Origin of the sequence: Xanthocytophaga agilis (assembly GCF_030068605.1) — a bacterium.
Classification (GTDB): Bacteria; Bacteroidota; Bacteroidia; order Cytophagales; family 172606-1; genus Xanthocytophaga; species Xanthocytophaga agilis.
Genome location: NZ_JASJOU010000016.1, coordinates 215,493 through 233,634 on the forward strand (window position 1 = coordinate 215,493; position 18,142 = coordinate 233,634).

General features: G+C 38.2%; 16 protein-coding genes and 1 tRNA gene. 11 read left to right on the plus strand and 6 right to left on the minus strand.

Features of this window, described 5'->3' with window-relative positions; genetic code table 11:
• Positions 1 to 42 precede the first annotated feature (42 nt).
• Entirely contained in the window at positions 43 to 1,596 is a 1,554-nt protein-coding gene (gene porX / locus QNI22_RS33015) for a T9SS response regulator signal transducer PorX (RefSeq protein WP_314517688.1), read from the minus strand.
• Positions 1,597 to 1,990: 394 nt separating this feature from the next.
• On the opposite strand from porX, the gene QNI22_RS33020 reads away from it, so the two are divergent.
• From QNI22_RS33020 to lpxA, 4 genes are all read left to right on the plus strand, one after another.
• Entirely contained in the window at positions 1,991 to 3,235 is a 1,245-nt protein-coding gene (locus tag QNI22_RS33020; RefSeq protein ID WP_314517690.1) for an HD domain-containing protein, read from the plus strand.
• Between the two features lie 109 nt (positions 3,236 to 3,344).
• A complete protein-coding gene (gene lpxD, locus QNI22_RS33025; protein WP_314517694.1) occupies positions 3,345 to 4,391 on the plus strand; it encodes a UDP-3-O-(3-hydroxymyristoyl)glucosamine N-acyltransferase in 1,047 nt (348 codons plus the stop codon).
• A 77-nt stretch (positions 4,392 to 4,468) separates the two neighbouring features.
• Entirely contained in the window at positions 4,469 to 5,860 is a 1,392-nt protein-coding gene (locus tag QNI22_RS33030) for a bifunctional UDP-3-O-[3-hydroxymyristoyl] N-acetylglucosamine deacetylase/3-hydroxyacyl-ACP dehydratase (RefSeq protein WP_313983322.1), read from the plus strand.
• Positions 5,861 to 5,945: 85 nt separating this feature from the next.
• Positions 5,946 to 6,725, plus strand: coding sequence for an acyl-ACP--UDP-N-acetylglucosamine O-acyltransferase (lpxA, locus tag QNI22_RS33035; RefSeq protein ID WP_314517696.1), 780 nt, complete (start codon positions 5,946 to 5,948; stop codon positions 6,723 to 6,725).
• An 86-nt stretch (positions 6,726 to 6,811) separates the two neighbouring features.
• Here lpxA and QNI22_RS33040 read toward each other — a convergent pair whose 3' ends face one another.
• The gene (locus QNI22_RS33040) at positions 6,812 to 7,633 is read right to left on the minus strand and encodes a glycoside hydrolase family 16 protein (protein ID WP_314517699.1); all 822 of its coding nucleotides are present in this window, start codon (positions 7,631 to 7,633) and stop codon (positions 6,812 to 6,814) included.
• A gap of 218 nt (positions 7,634 to 7,851) precedes the next feature.
• Between QNI22_RS33040 and QNI22_RS33045 the strand changes: the two genes are divergently transcribed.
• A complete protein-coding gene (locus QNI22_RS33045) occupies positions 7,852 to 8,160 on the plus strand; it encodes a DUF6787 family protein (protein ID WP_314517702.1) in 309 nt (102 codons plus the stop codon).
• 61 nt (positions 8,161 to 8,221) lie between these two features.
• On the opposite strand, the gene QNI22_RS33050 is transcribed toward QNI22_RS33045, so the two are convergent.
• The 3 genes from QNI22_RS33050 to QNI22_RS33060 form a co-directional block, all read right to left on the minus strand.
• Positions 8,222 to 8,298 (minus strand) — tRNA-His (locus QNI22_RS33050).
• A gap of 66 nt (positions 8,299 to 8,364) precedes the next feature.
• Positions 8,365 to 9,705, minus strand: coding sequence for a dihydroorotase (locus QNI22_RS33055; RefSeq protein WP_314517705.1), 1,341 nt, complete (start codon positions 9,703 to 9,705; stop codon positions 8,365 to 8,367).
• Positions 9,706 to 9,834: 129 nt separating this feature from the next.
• Positions 9,835 to 10,329: a peroxiredoxin gene (locus QNI22_RS33060; RefSeq protein WP_314517706.1), complete on the minus strand. Its 495-nt coding sequence runs from the start codon at positions 10,327 to 10,329 to the stop codon at positions 9,835 to 9,837.
• A gap of 256 nt (positions 10,330 to 10,585) precedes the next feature.
• Between QNI22_RS33060 and QNI22_RS33065 the strand changes: the two genes are divergently transcribed.
• The 3 genes from QNI22_RS33065 to treF all read left to right on the plus strand — a co-directional run bounded on the left by QNI22_RS33065 (position 10,586) and on the right by treF (position 14,591).
• Positions 10,586 to 11,797, plus strand: a complete 1,212-nt coding sequence (locus tag QNI22_RS33065; RefSeq protein ID WP_314000094.1) for an acyl-CoA dehydrogenase family protein — start codon at positions 10,586 to 10,588, stop codon at positions 11,795 to 11,797.
• A 213-nt stretch (positions 11,798 to 12,010) separates the two neighbouring features.
• Positions 12,011 to 12,892, plus strand: coding sequence for a sterol desaturase family protein (locus QNI22_RS33070; protein ID WP_314517710.1), 882 nt, complete (start codon positions 12,011 to 12,013; stop codon positions 12,890 to 12,892).
• Between the two features lie 115 nt (positions 12,893 to 13,007).
• Entirely contained in the window at positions 13,008 to 14,591 is a 1,584-nt protein-coding gene (treF, locus tag QNI22_RS33075; RefSeq protein ID WP_314517713.1) for an alpha,alpha-trehalase TreF, read from the plus strand.
• 293 nt (positions 14,592 to 14,884) lie between these two features.
• On the opposite strand, the gene QNI22_RS33080 is transcribed toward treF, so the two are convergent.
• Positions 14,885 to 15,691, minus strand: coding sequence for a class I SAM-dependent methyltransferase (locus QNI22_RS33080; protein WP_313983295.1), 807 nt, complete (start codon positions 15,689 to 15,691; stop codon positions 14,885 to 14,887).
• Positions 15,692 to 16,042: 351 nt separating this feature from the next.
• On the opposite strand from QNI22_RS33080, the gene ruvB reads away from it, so the two are divergent.
• The 3 genes from ruvB (at position 16,043) to QNI22_RS33095 (ending at position 17,987) form a co-directional block, all read left to right on the plus strand.
• Positions 16,043 to 17,074 (plus strand): Holliday junction branch migration DNA helicase RuvB, encoded by a 1,032-nt coding sequence (gene ruvB / locus QNI22_RS33085; protein WP_314000087.1) that lies wholly within the window; start codon positions 16,043 to 16,045, stop codon positions 17,072 to 17,074.
• A gap of 68 nt (positions 17,075 to 17,142) precedes the next feature.
• The gene (locus tag QNI22_RS33090; protein ID WP_314517715.1) at positions 17,143 to 17,709 is read left to right on the plus strand and encodes a DUF4240 domain-containing protein; all 567 of its coding nucleotides are present in this window, start codon (positions 17,143 to 17,145) and stop codon (positions 17,707 to 17,709) included.
• 38 nt (positions 17,710 to 17,747) lie between these two features.
• Entirely contained in the window at positions 17,748 to 17,987 is a 240-nt protein-coding gene (locus QNI22_RS33095; protein ID WP_314517717.1) for a MoaD/ThiS family protein, read from the plus strand.
• Positions 17,988 to 18,142: the final 155 nt, after the last annotated feature.

The following is an 18,142-nucleotide window of genomic DNA, read 5'->3' on the forward strand; positions in this document are numbered from 1 at the left end:
CCTGTATAATGATCATACAGGGACTTTTTATAAAAGATTTTATCATTGCTTAGGAGATAGCTGAATGTAGGGAATAATCATCTCTTCCAGTGAAACCCCTCCATGCTGAAATGTATCTTTATAATAGTTAACGTAGTAATTATAATTGTTAGGATAAGCAAAGAAATAGTCTTCTACTGCGAATACATACGCTGTCGAAACATTAATCTTAGGCAGGAAGAAACGCTCTGGCTTGCGTACAACGAATACATCTTTATCATCAAATCCTAGATTTTTGCCCTGTTTGTAACGCAAGTTAGTATTTACATTACGGTCTCCCACAATCTTAAAAGGACGTTTTACGCGAACAGTACCATGATCTGTAGTTACTATCACCTTCACTTTTCGTTCTGCTAATTTTCTGAACATTTCAATAAGTGGCGAGTGTAGCAACCATGATCGGGTAATTGACCGATAGGCGGATTCGTCAGGAGCTAGTTCACGCACCATAGCCATATCGGTGCGAGCATGAGAAAGCATATCCACGAAGTTATATACAATCACATTTAATTGATTGGTCATCAGATTATGCAAATTCTCATCCAATGTTTTACCTTGAGAAACATTGATAATCTTATGGTAACTCATCTTGCCCTCAATACGATTTTTCTGTAACTGACGCTTCAGAAATTCTTCTTCATGGTTATTTTTCCCTTCATCATCGTCATCATTTACCCATAGATCTGAATGGTATTTCTCCATATCAGAAGGCAACATTCCTGAAAAGATAGAATTACGGGCAAAGGCAGTAGTAGTAGGCAATATGGAATAATAGGTACTTTCTTCTTCCACATTAAAATATTCCGCAAGAATAGGCTCAATAACTTTCCATTGATCATATCGTAGATTATCAATCAGAAAAAAGAAGACAGGTTCATCCCCTAATAATGGAAATACCTTTTTTTTCATTAACTGATGTGACATTAGTGGTTTTTCAACCTTGGGATCATTCAACCAGTCTTCATAACTATCCATGATAAATTTCACGAAGTTGGTGTTAGCCTCACTCTTTTGATTATCAAGCACCTCTCCCATGCTCTTATTTTCAGAGCTATCCATCTCCAACTCCCAATAAATAAGCTTTTTATAAATATCAACCCATTCGTTGTGATCAATACGATCCATGTAGGCCATAGAAATATTACGAAAATCCTGCAGATAACCCTGATTCGTTTTTTCACTTACCAGACGTTTATTATCCAGAATCTTTTTCACAGACAACAGTATCTGATTGGGATTTAATGGCTTTATCAGGTAATCAGCAATCTTTGATCCTATGGCCTCCTCCATAATATGCTCTTCTTCACTCTTGGTAATCATCACAACCGGAAGGTTAGGCTTGGTGGTCTTAATCTGGGTTAATGTTTCAAGTCCGGTCATTCCAGGCATATTTTCATCCAGAAAAACAATGTCATAGTTCTGTTCCTGGCATTTATCCAGCGCATCCGACCCACTATTTACAGGGGTAACATCGTATCCTTTATTTTCCAGAAATAAAATATGTGGTTTGAGCAGGTCAATTTCATCATCAGCCCATAAAATAGAATATCTTTGCATTTCGAAAATTCGTTTAAAAATTAAAAAAGTAATTCACTACTGGCTGTCAGTAGATTATATTTAGAAGCAATGTAAATAAATTAAAAATTTATCAAAACAATTGTGCGGTTAGAATAGATTAAATAAATATTATCTATAGATAATCAGATATTTCTCATGTCGTTTCCATGCATAGTATCAGCTATTTTAGCAAATAATAGAGAGACGGCTTATTGGATTTTTTGATTGTATAGACTCATTGACAGTCTGAATTGAATTTACTACTAAGCTTTTAGCCATTTTCATGCCAGTTACATTCTAATCTGTAACGTAAATCCTAGGATTTAGTTTTCAGATCACATTCCGGGAAGAAATCCTTTTAACTGGCTGTATATATTTTTAATCTGTTAGAAAGTTGAATAAAAGGAAAATTTTTAATGACCCTGTCTATGGGTTCATCAGTATACATAGTGATTTAATTTTTGATATCATCGAACAGCCTGTCTTTCAACGGTTACGCCGTATCCGGCAAATGGGCTTAGCTGATTATGTATATCTGGGTGCACATCATACCCGGTTCCATCATGCATTAGGAGCAATGCATTTAATGGAATCAACCTTAAAATCGCTATGCTCTAAAGGACATGAGATTACTGATCATGAATGGGAATCTGCGTTACTGGGGATTCTTTTACACGATGTTGGGCATGGACCGTGTTCACATGCACTAGAGTATAGCATTCTAAGTGATGTCAAACATGAATCACTTTCTTTGCTAATCATGCAAAGGTTAAATAAAACCTTCAATGGTGCACTGGATACAGCACTACAGATGTTTAATGGCACCTACCCCCGGCGTTTTTTCAATCAGCTTATTACCGGGCAGTTGGATATAGACCGTTTGGATTATCTGAACAGAGATAGTTTTTTCACGGGGGTATCAGAAGGGACTATAGGTTCGGAGCGTATTATAAAAATGCTTGATATCGTGAATGATAACCTGGTTGTGGAAGAAAAGGGCATTTATAGTATTGAAAACTTTCTCAATGCCCGACGACTTATGTACTGGCAGGTGTATCTGCACAAAACGGCAATCAGTGCTGAAACCATGCTAATTCAGGTAATACGCAGAGCCCGTGAGTTAACTTATGCAGGTGTTGAAGTTTTTGCATCTCCTCCACTTTCTTTATTTCTGAAAGAATCAGTACGTATGGAAAGTTTTCTGAATGATCCTGTGTACTTACAAACTTTTCAATGTCTGGATGATTATGATATATGGGGTGCAGTAAAAATATGGATTAATCATTCTGATTTTATACTTTCATCTCTAAGCAGAATGTTATTGGAACGAAAGCTGTTTCGTATTACGCTATCCTCAGAAAAGCCATCCCGTGAGTTAAGTAAAACAATAAAGAATCAATTAAGTACATTTTATCGTATACCATCAAAGGATATGCATTACTTGTATGTAGAGGGCTCTACCAGCAATGCAGCATACTTGGCACAAGGTACTGGAATTAATATTCTAACTAAGAAAGGCAAGATTCTTGACATTGCTCTGGCATCAGATTTGCCAAATATCAAAGCTATGAGTAAAATTGTGCGAAAATACTATGCATGCTGGGCAAAGGAAATAAACTGGGGACAAGCTAGTCTATGAAAGTAACACTATCTACTTGTGTTCAGTACAATCGGGAATGAGGCAAAACATAGTAGACTGCATCCATTAAACATTTTGAATTCTTTATTCTTCATACATTCATCAACTTATGGAGTTTACCATAGAACAGATAGCCGGAATGCTCAAGGGAAGCGTAGAAGGCAACGGCTCATTAGTAGTAAATAAATTAGCTAAGATTGAAGAAGCAACCGTAGGATGTCTGGCTTTCCTATCCAATCAAAAATACGAACCTTACTTATACACAACAGAAGCAACAGCCGTTATTGTTGGTAAAGATTTTGAGCCGAAGAAAAATTATACAGCTACTTTAATTCGTGTAGACAATCCCTATCTGGCATTTACTGTCTTACTGGAACAATATCAGCAATTTTTAATGGCAGCAAAGGTTGGCATAGAACAACCTTCTTTTATTGGGGATAATAGTACTACAGGCAGTAATATATTTCGGGGGGCTTTTTCATATATCGGCTCCAACTGTAAAATTGGTAACAATGTAAAAATATATCCTCAGGCGTATATTGGCGATAATGTAACAATTGGAGACAATACTGTTATCTATGCAGGTGCCAAAATTTATAGTGATATAGTAATAGGTAATCGTTGTGTAGTACATGCAGGGGCAGTGATTGGAAGTGATGGCTTCGGTTTTGCGCCTCAACCAGATGGAAGCTATCGCCCTATCCCTCAGGTAGGCAATGTTATTCTGGAAGATGATGTGTGTATTGGGGCCAATACAGTTGTGGATTGTGCTACAATGGGTTCGACCATCATTCGTCAGGGTGCCAAGCTAGATAATCTGATACAGATTGCGCATAATGTTGAAATAGGTAAACATACTGTTATTGCAGCACAGGCAGGTATATCTGGTTCTACTAAAATAGGAAATTATTGTGTAATAGCTGGTCAGGTTGGGATTGTCGGACATCTTCAGATTGCGGATAAAACCAGCTTCGGAGCACAATCGGGTGTATCAAAATCTATTCAGAAGGAAGGATTAAAGCTTCAGGGATCACCTGCATTTGACTATAAAGATAATCTCAGATCGCTGGCAGTTTTTCGAAACTTACCACAACTTCAAAAGCGACTTGAAGAATTGGAAGAAAAAATACTAACTTTGTCGATTAATGAAAAATAGTTCAGGGTCCAGAGTTCTTGTTCTGGTCTTAGTATGCTTTGAACCTGAACACAGAACACAGAACTTAACCAATCCTAATGCATCTTAAACAACACACCATTAAGAAGGCTGTAACACTCTCAGGAGTAGGCTTACATACAGGGGTTCCGGCGAATATGACTTTTCTGCCAGCAAAACCTCACCATGGTTACAAATTTCAAAGAATTGATCTGGAAGGGCAACCCATTGTAGATGCAGATGTTGATAATGTGGTAGACCTTTCACGTGGTACTACCATTGAGCAAAGTGGCGCCCGAATCAATACAGTAGAACATACCCTAGCGGCATTGGTAGGTATGGAAATAGATAATGTTCTGATTCAATTGGATGGACCAGAACCTCCTATCATGGACGGAAGTTCTATTCAATTTGTACAAGCACTGGAATTTGCAGAAAGGGAGGAGCAAAATGCCCTTCGTAATTTTTATGAAATTACAGAAGAGATTCGATACAGAGACAAGGAAAGAGATGTAGAAATTGCAGCTCTGCCTCTCAGCGATTATAGAATGACAGTAATGGTTGACTATAATTCTCCAGTACTAGGTAGTCAGCATGCTTCTTTAACAGATATCAGCCAGTTCTCTAATGAAATAGCCAATTGCAGAACGTTCTGTTTCCTCCATGAATTGGAAATGCTTCATAAGGCAGGATTAGTGAAAGGTGGTGATCTTAATAATGCTATTGTGATTGTAGATCGCATCATTCAGGATGAAGAATTAGACTATCTGGCAGGATTATTCAATAAACCCAAAGTAGAAGTACGCAAAGAAGGTATTCTGAACAATGTAGAGCTACGATATAAGAATGAACCTGCTCGTCATAAATTACTGGATTTAATGGGAGACCTTGCACTGGCAGGACGTCCATTAAAGGCCCAAATCCTTGCAGCCCGCCCTGGTCATGCAGCAAACGTAGCTTTTGCTAAAAAGATCAAGAAGAAAATGCAGGAGTCTGCCAGCAGCAACATTCCTGTGTATGATCCTAAACTTCCTCCTGTTTTGGATTCACTGGCAATCAGTAATATTCTTCCACATCGTTATCCTTTCCAGTTAATTGATAAGATTATTCACCTGGATGAAAGTTCGGTAACAGGGGTAAAGAACGTAACAATGAATGAGCCTTTCTTTATGGGGCATTTTCCAGGCAACCCTGTTATGCCAGGAGTGTTGCAGATAGAAGCAATGGCTCAAACAGGTGGTATCCTTGTACTAAGCACAGTACCTGACCCTGAAAATTACTGGACGTATTTCTTAAGTATTGAAAATTGCCGTTTCCGGAAAATGGTTCTTCCAGGAGATACTATTATTTTCAAATGTGAATTAATGGCTCCAATAAAACGTGGTATTGCTAAAATGCAAGGACAAGCTTTCGTGGCTGGCCAGGTTGTATGTGAGGCCGTTATGTCAGCTAGTATTGTTAGAAAAAAATAAATAAACCATATTGTCTGTAAATATGTGATGACAGCCATGGCGCTTTTCTGCCTGTTTTACAGACTTGTGTATATATACCAAAAGAATGAATCAACCATTAGCGTACATTCATCCCGAAGCAAAAATAGGCCCTGATGTAATAATTGAGCCTTTCGCTACTATTCATAAAAATGTTGAGATTGGAGAAGGCACCTGGATAGGAGCCAATGCAGTAATCAACGAAGGCGCTCGTATTGGGAAGTTTTGCAAAATATATCCAGGAGCAATTATTTCGGCTATTCCACAGGACCTTAAATTCGTGGGTGAAGAAACAACCGCAGTAGTTGGCGACTATACCACCATTCGCGAATTTGTTACAATGAGTAGGGGAACAGTAGACAAGTATACTACCGTTGTTGGTAAAAACTGTCTTATCATGGCCTACGCTCACATTGGACACGATTGCATTATTGGCGACAACTGTATATTAGGCAATGTTGTGCAGTTGGCAGGTCATGTGCAGATTGACGATTATGTAATATTTGGGGGATCATGTGCTGTACAACAGTTTTCAAAAATCGGAGCTCATACATACATAGGCGGAGGTTCTCTTGTCCGCAAAGATGTTCCTCCTTTTGTTAAGGCAGCCCGCGAACCTTTAGCCTATAGTGGCGTTAACTCTATTGGCCTTCGTCGCAGAGGGTTTTCCAATGAGAAAATCAACGAGATTCAGGAAATTTATCGATATGTGTATCTGAGAGGATTAAATAACGCGGATGCATTGGAATCTATAGAAACTAATCTCCCAGCATCTGTAGAACGAGATCTGATTATAGAGTTTATTCGAAGTTCGGAACGAGGTATTATGCGAGGCACTTCAGAATAAAATTAAAAGCCCATTTCTCAAACAGGAAATGGGCTTTTTGATTCCCAATGGTATAATTCCCAATGGTATAATTCCCAATGGTATAATTATTTCTTTTGATAAACCCTAACATAGTCTACTTCCATCATTTGAGGGAAAATACTGGTATCCACACCTTCTTTTCCACCCCAATCTCCGCCAACAGCGATATTTAACAACAAGTGAAACTTCTGGTTATAAGGCCAGGTTGCAGGATTATTCTGTTTATCATTGGTGAAAGTGAAATAGGATTTATCATCTATAAAAAATGTGATCTTCTCCTCATCCCATACCATGCTATATACATGAAAGGCACTACTAACATCCGATACAGATAATTGATTACCCTTATTGGTACCAATTGTATGATTGTAAGCCTTAGTATGAATATTGGCATGAATCACTCCCTGATCATATCCTACATGTTCCATGATATCAAGTTCGCCATCATCAGGCCACTTCAAGGGAGTCGTCGACGCTAACATCCAGATAGCAGGCCATGTACCCTTACCTAATGGCAGTTTGGCTTTTACCTCGATCCGCCCATACATCCAGTCTCCTTTTCCTTTAGTATGTAAACGTGCAGAGGTATACTCATTCTGATTGAATTTCTCCTTGTGTGCTTCTATTGTAAGAACTCCATTTTCTACATGCGCATTTTCTATACGTTCTCTGGTATAGTATTGTAGTTCGTGATTACCCCAGCCATTTCCTCCTTCTCCATATCCCCAACGGGCAGGGTCAGGCAAACCCCTATAATCAAATTCATCACTCCAGACAAGTTGATACCCTTTTTTATGTACTAGTGATTCTTTTTTACAAGAGAGCAACCCTGTAAGTAAAATCAAAGTAAGAAAGCAGTATTGCAGACATGTAAACGATTGAAACATAGATATATCAAATTGCTTATTTAAATATTTACAAATCTCACAAAAACCATAAAATAATCAATAGCTGGCAAACATTTTACTGTTGGGAATTACAGATATGCTAAACTTCCCTTATTCTAATCGTTAATTTTCTCAGCAAATTTTACTTGTAGTTCATATACTATTTTTGTTCTTTAGCTTCCGTTTCGGTATGTATACAGAACCTGCATTAATTATTTATGTCTTCTTTTCTTCAAAAACTTCAGACTCGCTGGGGGGTTCACACAATATGGCAGGTTATCGTAATCCTGATTGTCTTTGCGTTAACAGGTTTTACTGCTATGTATATTAAAAAACCGATCTTTGCATGGCTTGGAATCACACCTTCAACTTCCTGGTGGTATAGAACATTGATATGGCTAGTAACTGTCCTTCCAGCTTATCAGATCTTTTTGTTATTCTATGGGTTTATATTAGGCCAGTTTACTTTCTTCTGGAACTTTGAGAAACGAATGTTTGGCCGGATAGGAAAGCTATTTGGAAGGTAATTTTGAGAAATAACACAGAAAAAAAGCAGTAAAATGAAAAAGCAGGCTTAAAAAGCCTGCTTGGGGAGGAAGATGGGGCTCGAACCCACGACCCCTAGAACCACAATCTAGTGCTCTAACCGACTGAGCTACATCCTCCGTGATTTGGGCTACAAAAGTACAACAAGATTGATATATTCCAAAAACAAATAATTATTTTTTTTCTTATCTGTCAAATAAGAGTCTTGTACCTTTCTGACTTTCATCAAATTTACCCTCTTTATATACCAGATTTCCAGAAACAAAGGTATGAGTAACAGCTGATTTAAATGTTTTTCCTTCAAATGGAGACCAACCACATTTGTAGAAGATAACATCTTTTGAAACTGTCGATTCTTGCTGTGTATTTACTAAAACAAGGTCAGCAAAGTAGCCCTCACGGATATATCCCCGTTGTGAGATCTGAAAGCAATCAGCAGGCGCATGACACATCTTCTCTACCAATTTCTCCAGTGAGATCCTTCCTTCATGATAAGCTTCAAACATCAAAACAAGCGAATGTTGTACCAAAGGTACACCTGATGGTGCTTTCCAATAGTTCTGAGATTTCTCTTCCCAGGTATGAGGTGCATGATCTGTAGCTATGATATCCAAATGATTATCCAGTAACCCTTTCCATAAAGCTAACTTATGCCGTTTATCTTTTATAGCAGGATTACACTTAATCTGATTACCTACTGTTTCGTAATCGTCTGCAGTAAACCAAAGATGATGGACACACACTTCAGAAGTAATTCGTTTCTGTTTTAAGGGAATTGTATTATCAAATAAGGGAAGTTCATCCCCTGTAGTGATATGTAAAATATGCAATCGGGTATTATACTTCTTAGCCAATGCCACAGCCATTGAAGACGATTTAAAACAAGCTTCTTCATTGCGGATCTCTGGATGAATACGGGCAGGCGCATCTTCTCCATATTGCTGGCGATAGTATTCCTGACGTTGTTTTATAGTTGCTTCGTCCTCACAGTGAGTAGCAATCAGCATGGGGCTTTCCCGAAATATAGCGGCCAACGTACCTTCATCATCCACCAACATATTGCCTGTGGATGATCCCATAAATATTTTAATCCCACATACATCTTTGGGATTAGTCTTTAGCACCTCCGTCAGATTATCATTTGAAGCCCCCATAAAAAATGAATAATTTGCCAGAGACGTTTGTGAAGCTATTTGATATTTGTCAGCAAGCAATTCTTGTGTCAGTGCATTGGGAACTGTATTAGGCATCTCCATAAAACTGGTAACTCCTCCTGCTACAGCCGCTTTGCTCTCTGTATAAATAGATGCCTTATGTGTAAGACCAGGCTCCCGAAAATGTACCTGGTCATCTATTACACCAGGCATAAGATATTGTCCGTTTGCATCAATTACCTGATCAGCAGATTTATGTTGCAAATCTGTTCCAATCTGTTCGATACGCCCATCTTTTATATATATATCTTTTTCTGTAATTGTACCTTCGTTTACAACTCTGGCATTCAGAACAACTGATGATTTTGTCATAATAAATTGTAAGAAGAGATAGTGTGCTTCAAAAATAGTATCTTTTCCAAAGGAAAAACCCTTTGGTATGAAAAAAAGCCATTACCGGATTCAATCACCAGTAATGGCATAAAAAGAATAGAAGATAGTTTATCTAGTCAACTCATTTAATACCTTTTTAATCGCATCAAAATCTGGCACATCCCCGGCATTTTCCAAAACCTCAGCATATTGAATCACTCCATCTCCATCAATCACAAAAGCCGAACGTTTGGATACGCCTTTCATTCCCCACGCAAAGTTTTCATAAAGAGCTCCATAGGCTGTTGAAACTTCTTTGTTAAAATCAGATAGTAAAAGAAAAGTAAGGCTCTGATCTTTTTTGAACCTATCCAGTACATAAGGTGAATCTACAGAAATAGCAACCACCTCTGTATTGAGATCTGTATACTCCCCTATATTGTCGCGCATGCTACATAGCTCAGCAGTACATACACTGCTAAATGCCAGAGGAAAAAATAAAACCACAAGATTTTTTCCTTTATAATCATCCAGTGAAACTTCTTTTTTGTCTGAATTTGCAGACTTAAAATCAGAAGATACTAATTTAAAAAATGGAGCTTTATCGCCTTTCTGAAGTGCCATACGAAAGAAAACAGGTTGATAGGTAAAACAAAAGAATATGAGGTACAATAAGCGTATTTATGACTCTGTGACTCTCAGATAAACAACTACATCCTATTGATATTATTATACAGCTGATATATACAAAAGTCAGATACAAAGAAACTATAGTATGATAAGAAATAATAGTACTAAAAATGTAAATTTGGCAAAATGCGATTTTAGTAAGGCATATATTAATCTTATAGCCTCATACAAGTTTTAACAACAGACTACAATGCAAACAACAGACCCTAATATACATATCCGCTCCAGTCAGGATCGTTTTGAGGCACCTGACTTTTATCAGATTGACGATCTTTTAACAGAAGAACATAAGCTCATTCGAGATGCGGTCAGAACGTTTGTTAAAAAGGAGATCTCTCCTATTATTGAGGACTATGCCCAGCGGGCAGAATTTCCGCAGGATATAGTCAAAAAATTTGGTGAGATAGGTGCTTTTGGGCCAACCATACCATCAGAGTATGGAGGTGGTGGACTCGATTATATTTCATATGGCCTCATCATGCAGGAAATTGAACGGGGAGATTCTGGCATGCGTTCAACTGTCTCTGTGCAAAGCTCACTGGTCATGTATCCCATTTATGCATTTGGTACGGAAGAACAAAAACAAAAGTACTTACCCAAACTGGCTTCTGGTGAAATGCTAGGTTGCTTTGGATTAACAGAAGCAGACTATGGCTCAAATCCTTCTGGTATGCAATCCCATTTTACAGATGAAGGTGACCACTATCTGCTCAATGGTTCAAAGATGTGGATTTCCAATGCACCTTATGCAGACATTGCAGTGGTATGGGCTAAAAATGAGAATGGGCGTGTTCGTGGCCTTATTGTAGAACGAGGAATGGAAGGTTTCTCTACACCTGAAATTCATAATAAATGGTCGTTGCGTGCCTCTACTACAGGCGAACTGGTTTTTGATAATGTTAAGGTACCCAAAGAAAATTTATTGCCGGGTATAGAGGGTTTGCGCGGTCCTATGCAGTGCCTGGATTCTGCTCGGTATGGTATCGCCTGGGGAGCCCTTGGAGCAGCAATGGACTGCTATGATTCAGCTAAGCGTTATGCACTGGAACGTATACAGTTTGATAAACCTATAGCCTCCTTTCAATTGACACAAAAGAAACTGGCTGAAATGTTAACTGAGATTACCAAAGCACAACTACTCTGCTGGCGATTAGGTATGTTAAAAAATGAAGACAAAGCAACCACTGCCCAAATATCATTAGCCAAACGAAATAATGTAGAGATGGCACTGAACATTGCGCGTGAAGCCCGTCAGATTCATGGGGGTATGGGTATTACAGGTGAGTATCCGATTATGCGCCATATGATGAACCTGGAATCGGTTGTTACCTATGAAGGTACACACGATATTCACTTACTCATTCTGGGTAATGAGATTACAGGTATTCCTGCATTTAAATAGATCATACTTTTCTCTCTTTTCATAAGGCTATTGTGATATACAATAGCCTTTTATTTTGCTTTCTCAGCATCTACATCCCCGGTAATTTTCTGAATAAAATCAATTATCCAATCCATGGTGATTCAATGATTTGATCCATTAAATTTTATTTACTCATGAAATAATCATAAATTAATCATTAATTATACTATATAATGAATTATACATAGCAGTATGGAGACAGTTGTTGCTTTCTTTGAACATATACCCAGTAGCTATCGTGCCGCTATCCTTATTGGAGGAATACTGTTGTTCTGGAGTATTGAAGGAATTATTCCACTATCATTAACGCCTTATCATAAGTGGAGACATGCTGGGTTAAATCTGTTTTTTACCTTAACCACTGTTGTTATTAATTTTCTTTTTGCAGCCCTTCTTCTAAAAACAAGTGATTGGACAGCCGATCAGCACTTTGGCCTACTGTATCTAACAACTATGCCATTGTGGTTGTTTATCTTACTAGGCTTACTATTGCTTGATTTAATTGGAGCTTATTTGATTCATTGGCTGGAACATAAACTAAAATGGCTATGGAAGTTTCATCTTATCCATCATACAGATACATACGTTGATACCACTACTGCCAATCGGCATCATCCAGGTGAAAGTGTTTTTCGGGCTATATTTACTATTCTGGCTGTATTTATATCAGGAGCCCCGATCTGGCTGGTTATGTTATATCAAAGTTTATCTGTTATATTTTCTCAGTTTAACCATGCCAATATTAAGCTGCCAGTTCAACTGGATAAGGTTATAAGCTGGATTATTGTTTCTCCCAATATGCACAAGGTACATCATCATTACAAGCAGCCCCTCACAGATACAAACTATGGGAATATATTCTCACTTTGGGATCGGTTGTTTGGCACCTTTGCTACAGAAAATCCAGCCAATCTAATTTATGGAGTAGATACACATATGGATGCTAAGGAGAATAATCAACTAACTAATTTGCTGCAAATACCTTTTCAACCCTATAGACGCTCCGCTGATATCTCCTATTCAGGAACACACAAAGCAGATAGTGTAACAAAAGATCAACCATCAGTAGGATAGAATACCAATAATTGCTAATTAAACTTGTATTTCAATTTGAATAAATACTAGAGCCTAGTATTTGATCTTATATTCATAGTCTATGAGTTGTATTTCCAAATATACTATACTAGTTGTGCTACATATCGCACTAAATCAGCAGGCAATTGGACAAAATGTTGCCGGATACCAGGATTTTTTCAAAACTGTACAATTGGCTGCTATTTTTCCAGACTCCAAAACTTTTCCTGACTGTACACCAAAATATCAGTTGGCAGAAATTGTAAAGAAGTACCAGAAGCAACATACTCTACCCGATTTTGGATTAAAGGAGTTTGTCCTGGCTAATTATACATTGCCTAAGAGTTATTCTTCAGACTTTACATCTGACACCAGCAAGTCTGCAACTGAACACATCATCAGCTTATGGGATGTACTTACGCGAAAGCCGGAAAAGCATATACCAGGAAGTTCGTTGGTGAACCTACCCTACCAATATGTAGTGCCTGGAGGGCGATTTGGCGAAATATATTATTGGGATAGTTATTTTACCATGTTGGGCTTAGAAGCCTCTGGCCGCATAGACTTGGTCCAGCATATGATTGATAACTTTGCATTCCTGATTGACACAATTGGTTTTATTCCGAATGGGAACCGGACATACTATCTAACACGTTCACAACCGCCGTTTTTTGCCTTAATGGTAGGTATTCTCGCCAATACAAAAGGTGATGAGACATATAGCAAATATCTTCCTCAGCTTGAGAAAGAATATGCCTTCTGGATGAGTGGCACTGAAAAGCTAGGCAAACAAAGTGGTACATTCCGAAGAGTAGTACGCATGCAGGGAGGGGAAATACTAAACCGCTACTGGGATGATTCGGCAACACCAAGACCAGAAGCCTATAAAGAAGATGTAGCAACAGCCGATGCTATTTTAAAAAATAGTACCATTCCAATGCCTAAGAAAGCATCAAAGGCATCTCAACAATTTATTATTGATCAAAAGCGAGCTGTTATCTACCGGCATCTTCGCGCTGCAGCCGAAAGTGGTTGGGATTTCTGTAATCGCTGGTTTAAGGACGGCAATTCTATGGAAACAATCCATACTACAGATATTATTCCTGTAGATCTGAATGCACTTATGTATAATCTTGAAATGACTATAAGTAAAGCCTACACATTGAAAGGGAATGCACAAAAAGCTAAAAGTTATCAGGATGCAGCGGAACGAAGAAAACAAGCCGTACTTATGTATTGTTGGGATAAAAAAGCCCAATACTTTACAGATTATGACTTTATCACCAGGCAAACCACCCAAACCTTCTCCCTGGCAGGCATGTATCCTTTCTTTGTACATATGAATATTGGAACACCCGCGACTGTAGCCCAGCGAATTGAGAAAGATTTTCTGAGAGATGGAGGGGTGCTTACCACCTTAACAAACACAGGACAGCAATGGGATGCACCCAATGGTTGGGCACCTTTACAATGGATCACTTATAAAGGATTAAAAGATAACGGGTACAGCGAACTGGCAGATAAAATTAAAAACCGCTGGATTTCTAATAATGTACGTGTATACAAACAAACAGGTAAAATGGTAGAAAAATACAATGTGACAGATATTACCTTAAAGGCAGGAGGAGGAGAATATCCTGTACAGGATGGCTTTGGCTGGTCAAATGGCGTGTTGCTTCGTTTACTGAAAGAAAAGTAATTAATTCCAGTGATGTAACTATTTTTTATCTTCTTCTCAAAAGAAATTATACTGTCAAAAGATTTGGCATAAGATTTGGTGTATACACTATACACTACGACTATGAAAATATCTTTTAAAACAAAGTAACCAGATAGTACAAACCACGTAAAACACCTATCAGTAATCCACTTTTAAAAACATACATACAGCATTTCTTCTGATGATTTGTTGTTTTTATTAACTGATTTGATCACTATTTCTGACAATGACAATACCTCTCTGATAGAGAGGTATTTGTTTTTACAGGGGGCTTATAATCTTAATCCAAAACTTTCGCGTTGCGGCCTTTGAGCCACAAAGATCATCCTGTCAGATGTTTCCTTGTCATATGGATTCAACGCATAGTCTCCAAAGATGCTTATCAGTTCCAGATCGGCAACATCAAAATAGTGTAGAAACTGTTCACAACTGATCGCTTTTACCCGCTCCTGAAAATGGAAGGAATTTCCTTCATCCTCAAATTCAATATCTTTTACAATAAATCCACTTTCCAGTTTCTTTTGAATATCAAATTGAATTCCATCAATAACTTGTCTGTAATGGGGTTTTAAATTTTTTAAGATCCGGTCTGTATTGAAAAAATCAAGAATTAACTTTCCCCCAGGTTTTAATGCCTCTGTTACTGTACATACCGCATTAATATTCTCTCCTTCTGTTTCAAAATAACCGAAGCTTGTAAAAAGATTCAGCACATAACAAAACCTGCTTCGCACATAGGGACGGCGCATATCGTGTACATAGAAATGCAATCGTTCATTCTCAAACTGTTTAGCATAAGAGATATTTTCAGGCGCAATGTCAATCCCTACTACATCAAACCCTTTGGAATTAAGATAGATAGCATGTCGTCCACGCCCACATGCCAAATCAAGTATCTGATCCTCACAGGTAAACTGAAAATATTTTTGCAGATTGTCGATAAACTGGTGCGCTTCTGCATTATCTCGGCTCTTATATAGAATATGATAATAAGGTGAGTTAAACCATTCACTGAACCATTCTCGTTTACTAATAGCGCCTCTGGACTTTTTGCTACTTACTTCATGCACGACTTCCATATTTTTAATCATTGCAATTTCTATTGTTATTACCTAAACTAATCGTCTGGTAAACATATCTCATGAATAAATTCGACAGGAATAGATGTAGATCCTGTCTCTACTGATAAACAAATACCCGATCAGACAAGTGCAAATGTCAGTTTATTTTCGATGGAAACGAAATTAGGTCATTTTAACTTTTTTTAGTACTTTCGTGAAACAACCGGATATGCGATATTTTGCAATTCCCTTGATTTCAATCTTCCTTCTTTTTTATCTTTCCTGCCTTTTGTTACGCTATCCGATCTTGCTCTGTTTTGAGATGAATACCTCAAAACCTTTGAACTGTAACTGTTAATTTGTATTTATATGCGTAAAGATTATTTGAAAGGTGAAGCAGAAGGGCTAACCCCAACAGAACGCGAAATAGAAAAGGCGTTGCGTCCGGTGAGCTTTGAGGATTTTACCGGACAGGATAAAGTTCTTGAAAATCTGCGCGTCTTTGTACAGGCTGCCCGCCAGCGAGGGGAGGCACTTGATCATGTGCTATTACATGGCCCTCCCGGTTTAGGGAAAACAACCCTCTCATTGATTATTGCCAATGAACTGGGAGCAAATATCAAAATGACTTCCGGACCAGTTCTGGACAAGCCTAGTGATCTGGCAGGATTGCTTACCAACCTCAGTGAAAACGATGTGCTTTTCATTGATGAAATCCATCGCCTTAATCCAGTAGTAGAAGAATACCTGTATTCTGCTATGGAAGATTATAAGATTGATATCCTGTTAGATAGCGGTCCCAATGCCCGGTCTGTTCAGATTGGTTTAAATCCGTTCACTCTGGTAGGAGCTACCACCAGAGCTGGATTGTTAACTTCGCCTTTACGTGCACGATTTAGTATTAATGCCAGGCTGGAATATTACAATGCCAAATTATTAACTTCCATTGTACTACGTTCTGCGGATCTGTTGAATACGCCTATTGACGAAGAGGCTGCCTATGAGATAGCCCGAAGAAGTCGGGGAACTCCACGTATTGCCAATAACCTGTTACGACGCACACGTGATTTTGCTCAGGTAAAAGGAAATGGTAAAATTACGGTTGGTATTGCAGAAATGGCACTAAACGCACTGGATGTAGATCAACATGGATTAGACGAGATGGATAATCGCATTCTGTCTACCATCATTGAGAAGTTTAAAGGTGGGCCTGTGGGTTTGTCAACTATTGCTACTGCCTGTGGTGAAGAAGCTGAAACCATAGAAGAGGTATATGAGCCGTTCCTGATTCAGGAAGGTTATATCAAACGAACCTCTCGCGGGCGAGAAGCAACAGAAATGGCTTATCGCCACTTAGGCATCAATCCACCTGCCGGGCAGGTTAAAGGATTGTTCGACTAAGAAAACAAAGTATCAGCCTTATAGTTTTTACGCTATAAGGCTTTTTTTTTACATAAACACTACTTTACATGACTGAAACAACATTTTGGGAGTTGATAAGTACATCTAAAAGGCAGACCACAGAAAATAAATACGAACAAACTCAGTTTCTGACTAATTATCTGAGCACACAGACAGAAGAAGAAATATTTTCATTTGAAGAACAATTTCAAAAGCTTTACGCTAAATCCTATACATCTCCCCTATGGTGTGCAGCTTATGTGGCAATGGGAGGTTGTTCTGATGATAGCTTTGATTATTTTCGGGCATGGCTTATTGCACAAGGTAAGGAAGTATTTGAAAATGCCATGCAAAATCCGGATAGCTTAGTACCTGTTTTTGACACCTTACGAGATGAAGGTAGAGGTGATTATCCAGGATTTGAAAGAATGTTGGGTGTTCCCTTAGATGCATATATCAAAAAATATAATTTTGCCGACAGAAGCGAAGGGATGGATGCCTATTATACGAAGCTTGACAAATTTCCCAGAATTCCTTTTCCTGAAATAGTTTTTAACTGGGAAGAAGACGATACAGAAAGTATGAAGAGAATCTGTCCCGATGTTTTTGCTAAATATTGGGATGATCCTTTCTAAAAATGTGTTCATGATTTACAGTCCTCAATTTATATTATATGAGATTCAGCATATTGCCCTTTGGTGCTTTAACAGACACCCTATCTGCTTCAGGTATCTCACTTACCAATGAGCAGATTTTAACAATAGAAGATTTGCATCAGTACCTGACCACCACCTACCCTGCTATTGCCCAGCAAAAGTTTCGTTATGCAGTGAATCAGGAGATGGTAGATTCTACCCATTCATTACAGGATGGAGATGAGATAGCTTTACTCCCTCCCTTTTCCGGAGGCTAATTAAACATACCTATAGGTAAAAGTGTAGGCTTCCCTATAAAGTGAGCCAGTGAAAAATAAAGAAAAAAGATTATTTTCACTTTAAATCACTGGTTAGTATGAAAAAGACGCGTTTTACTGAATCACAGATTATTTCTATTCTCAAACAACAGGAA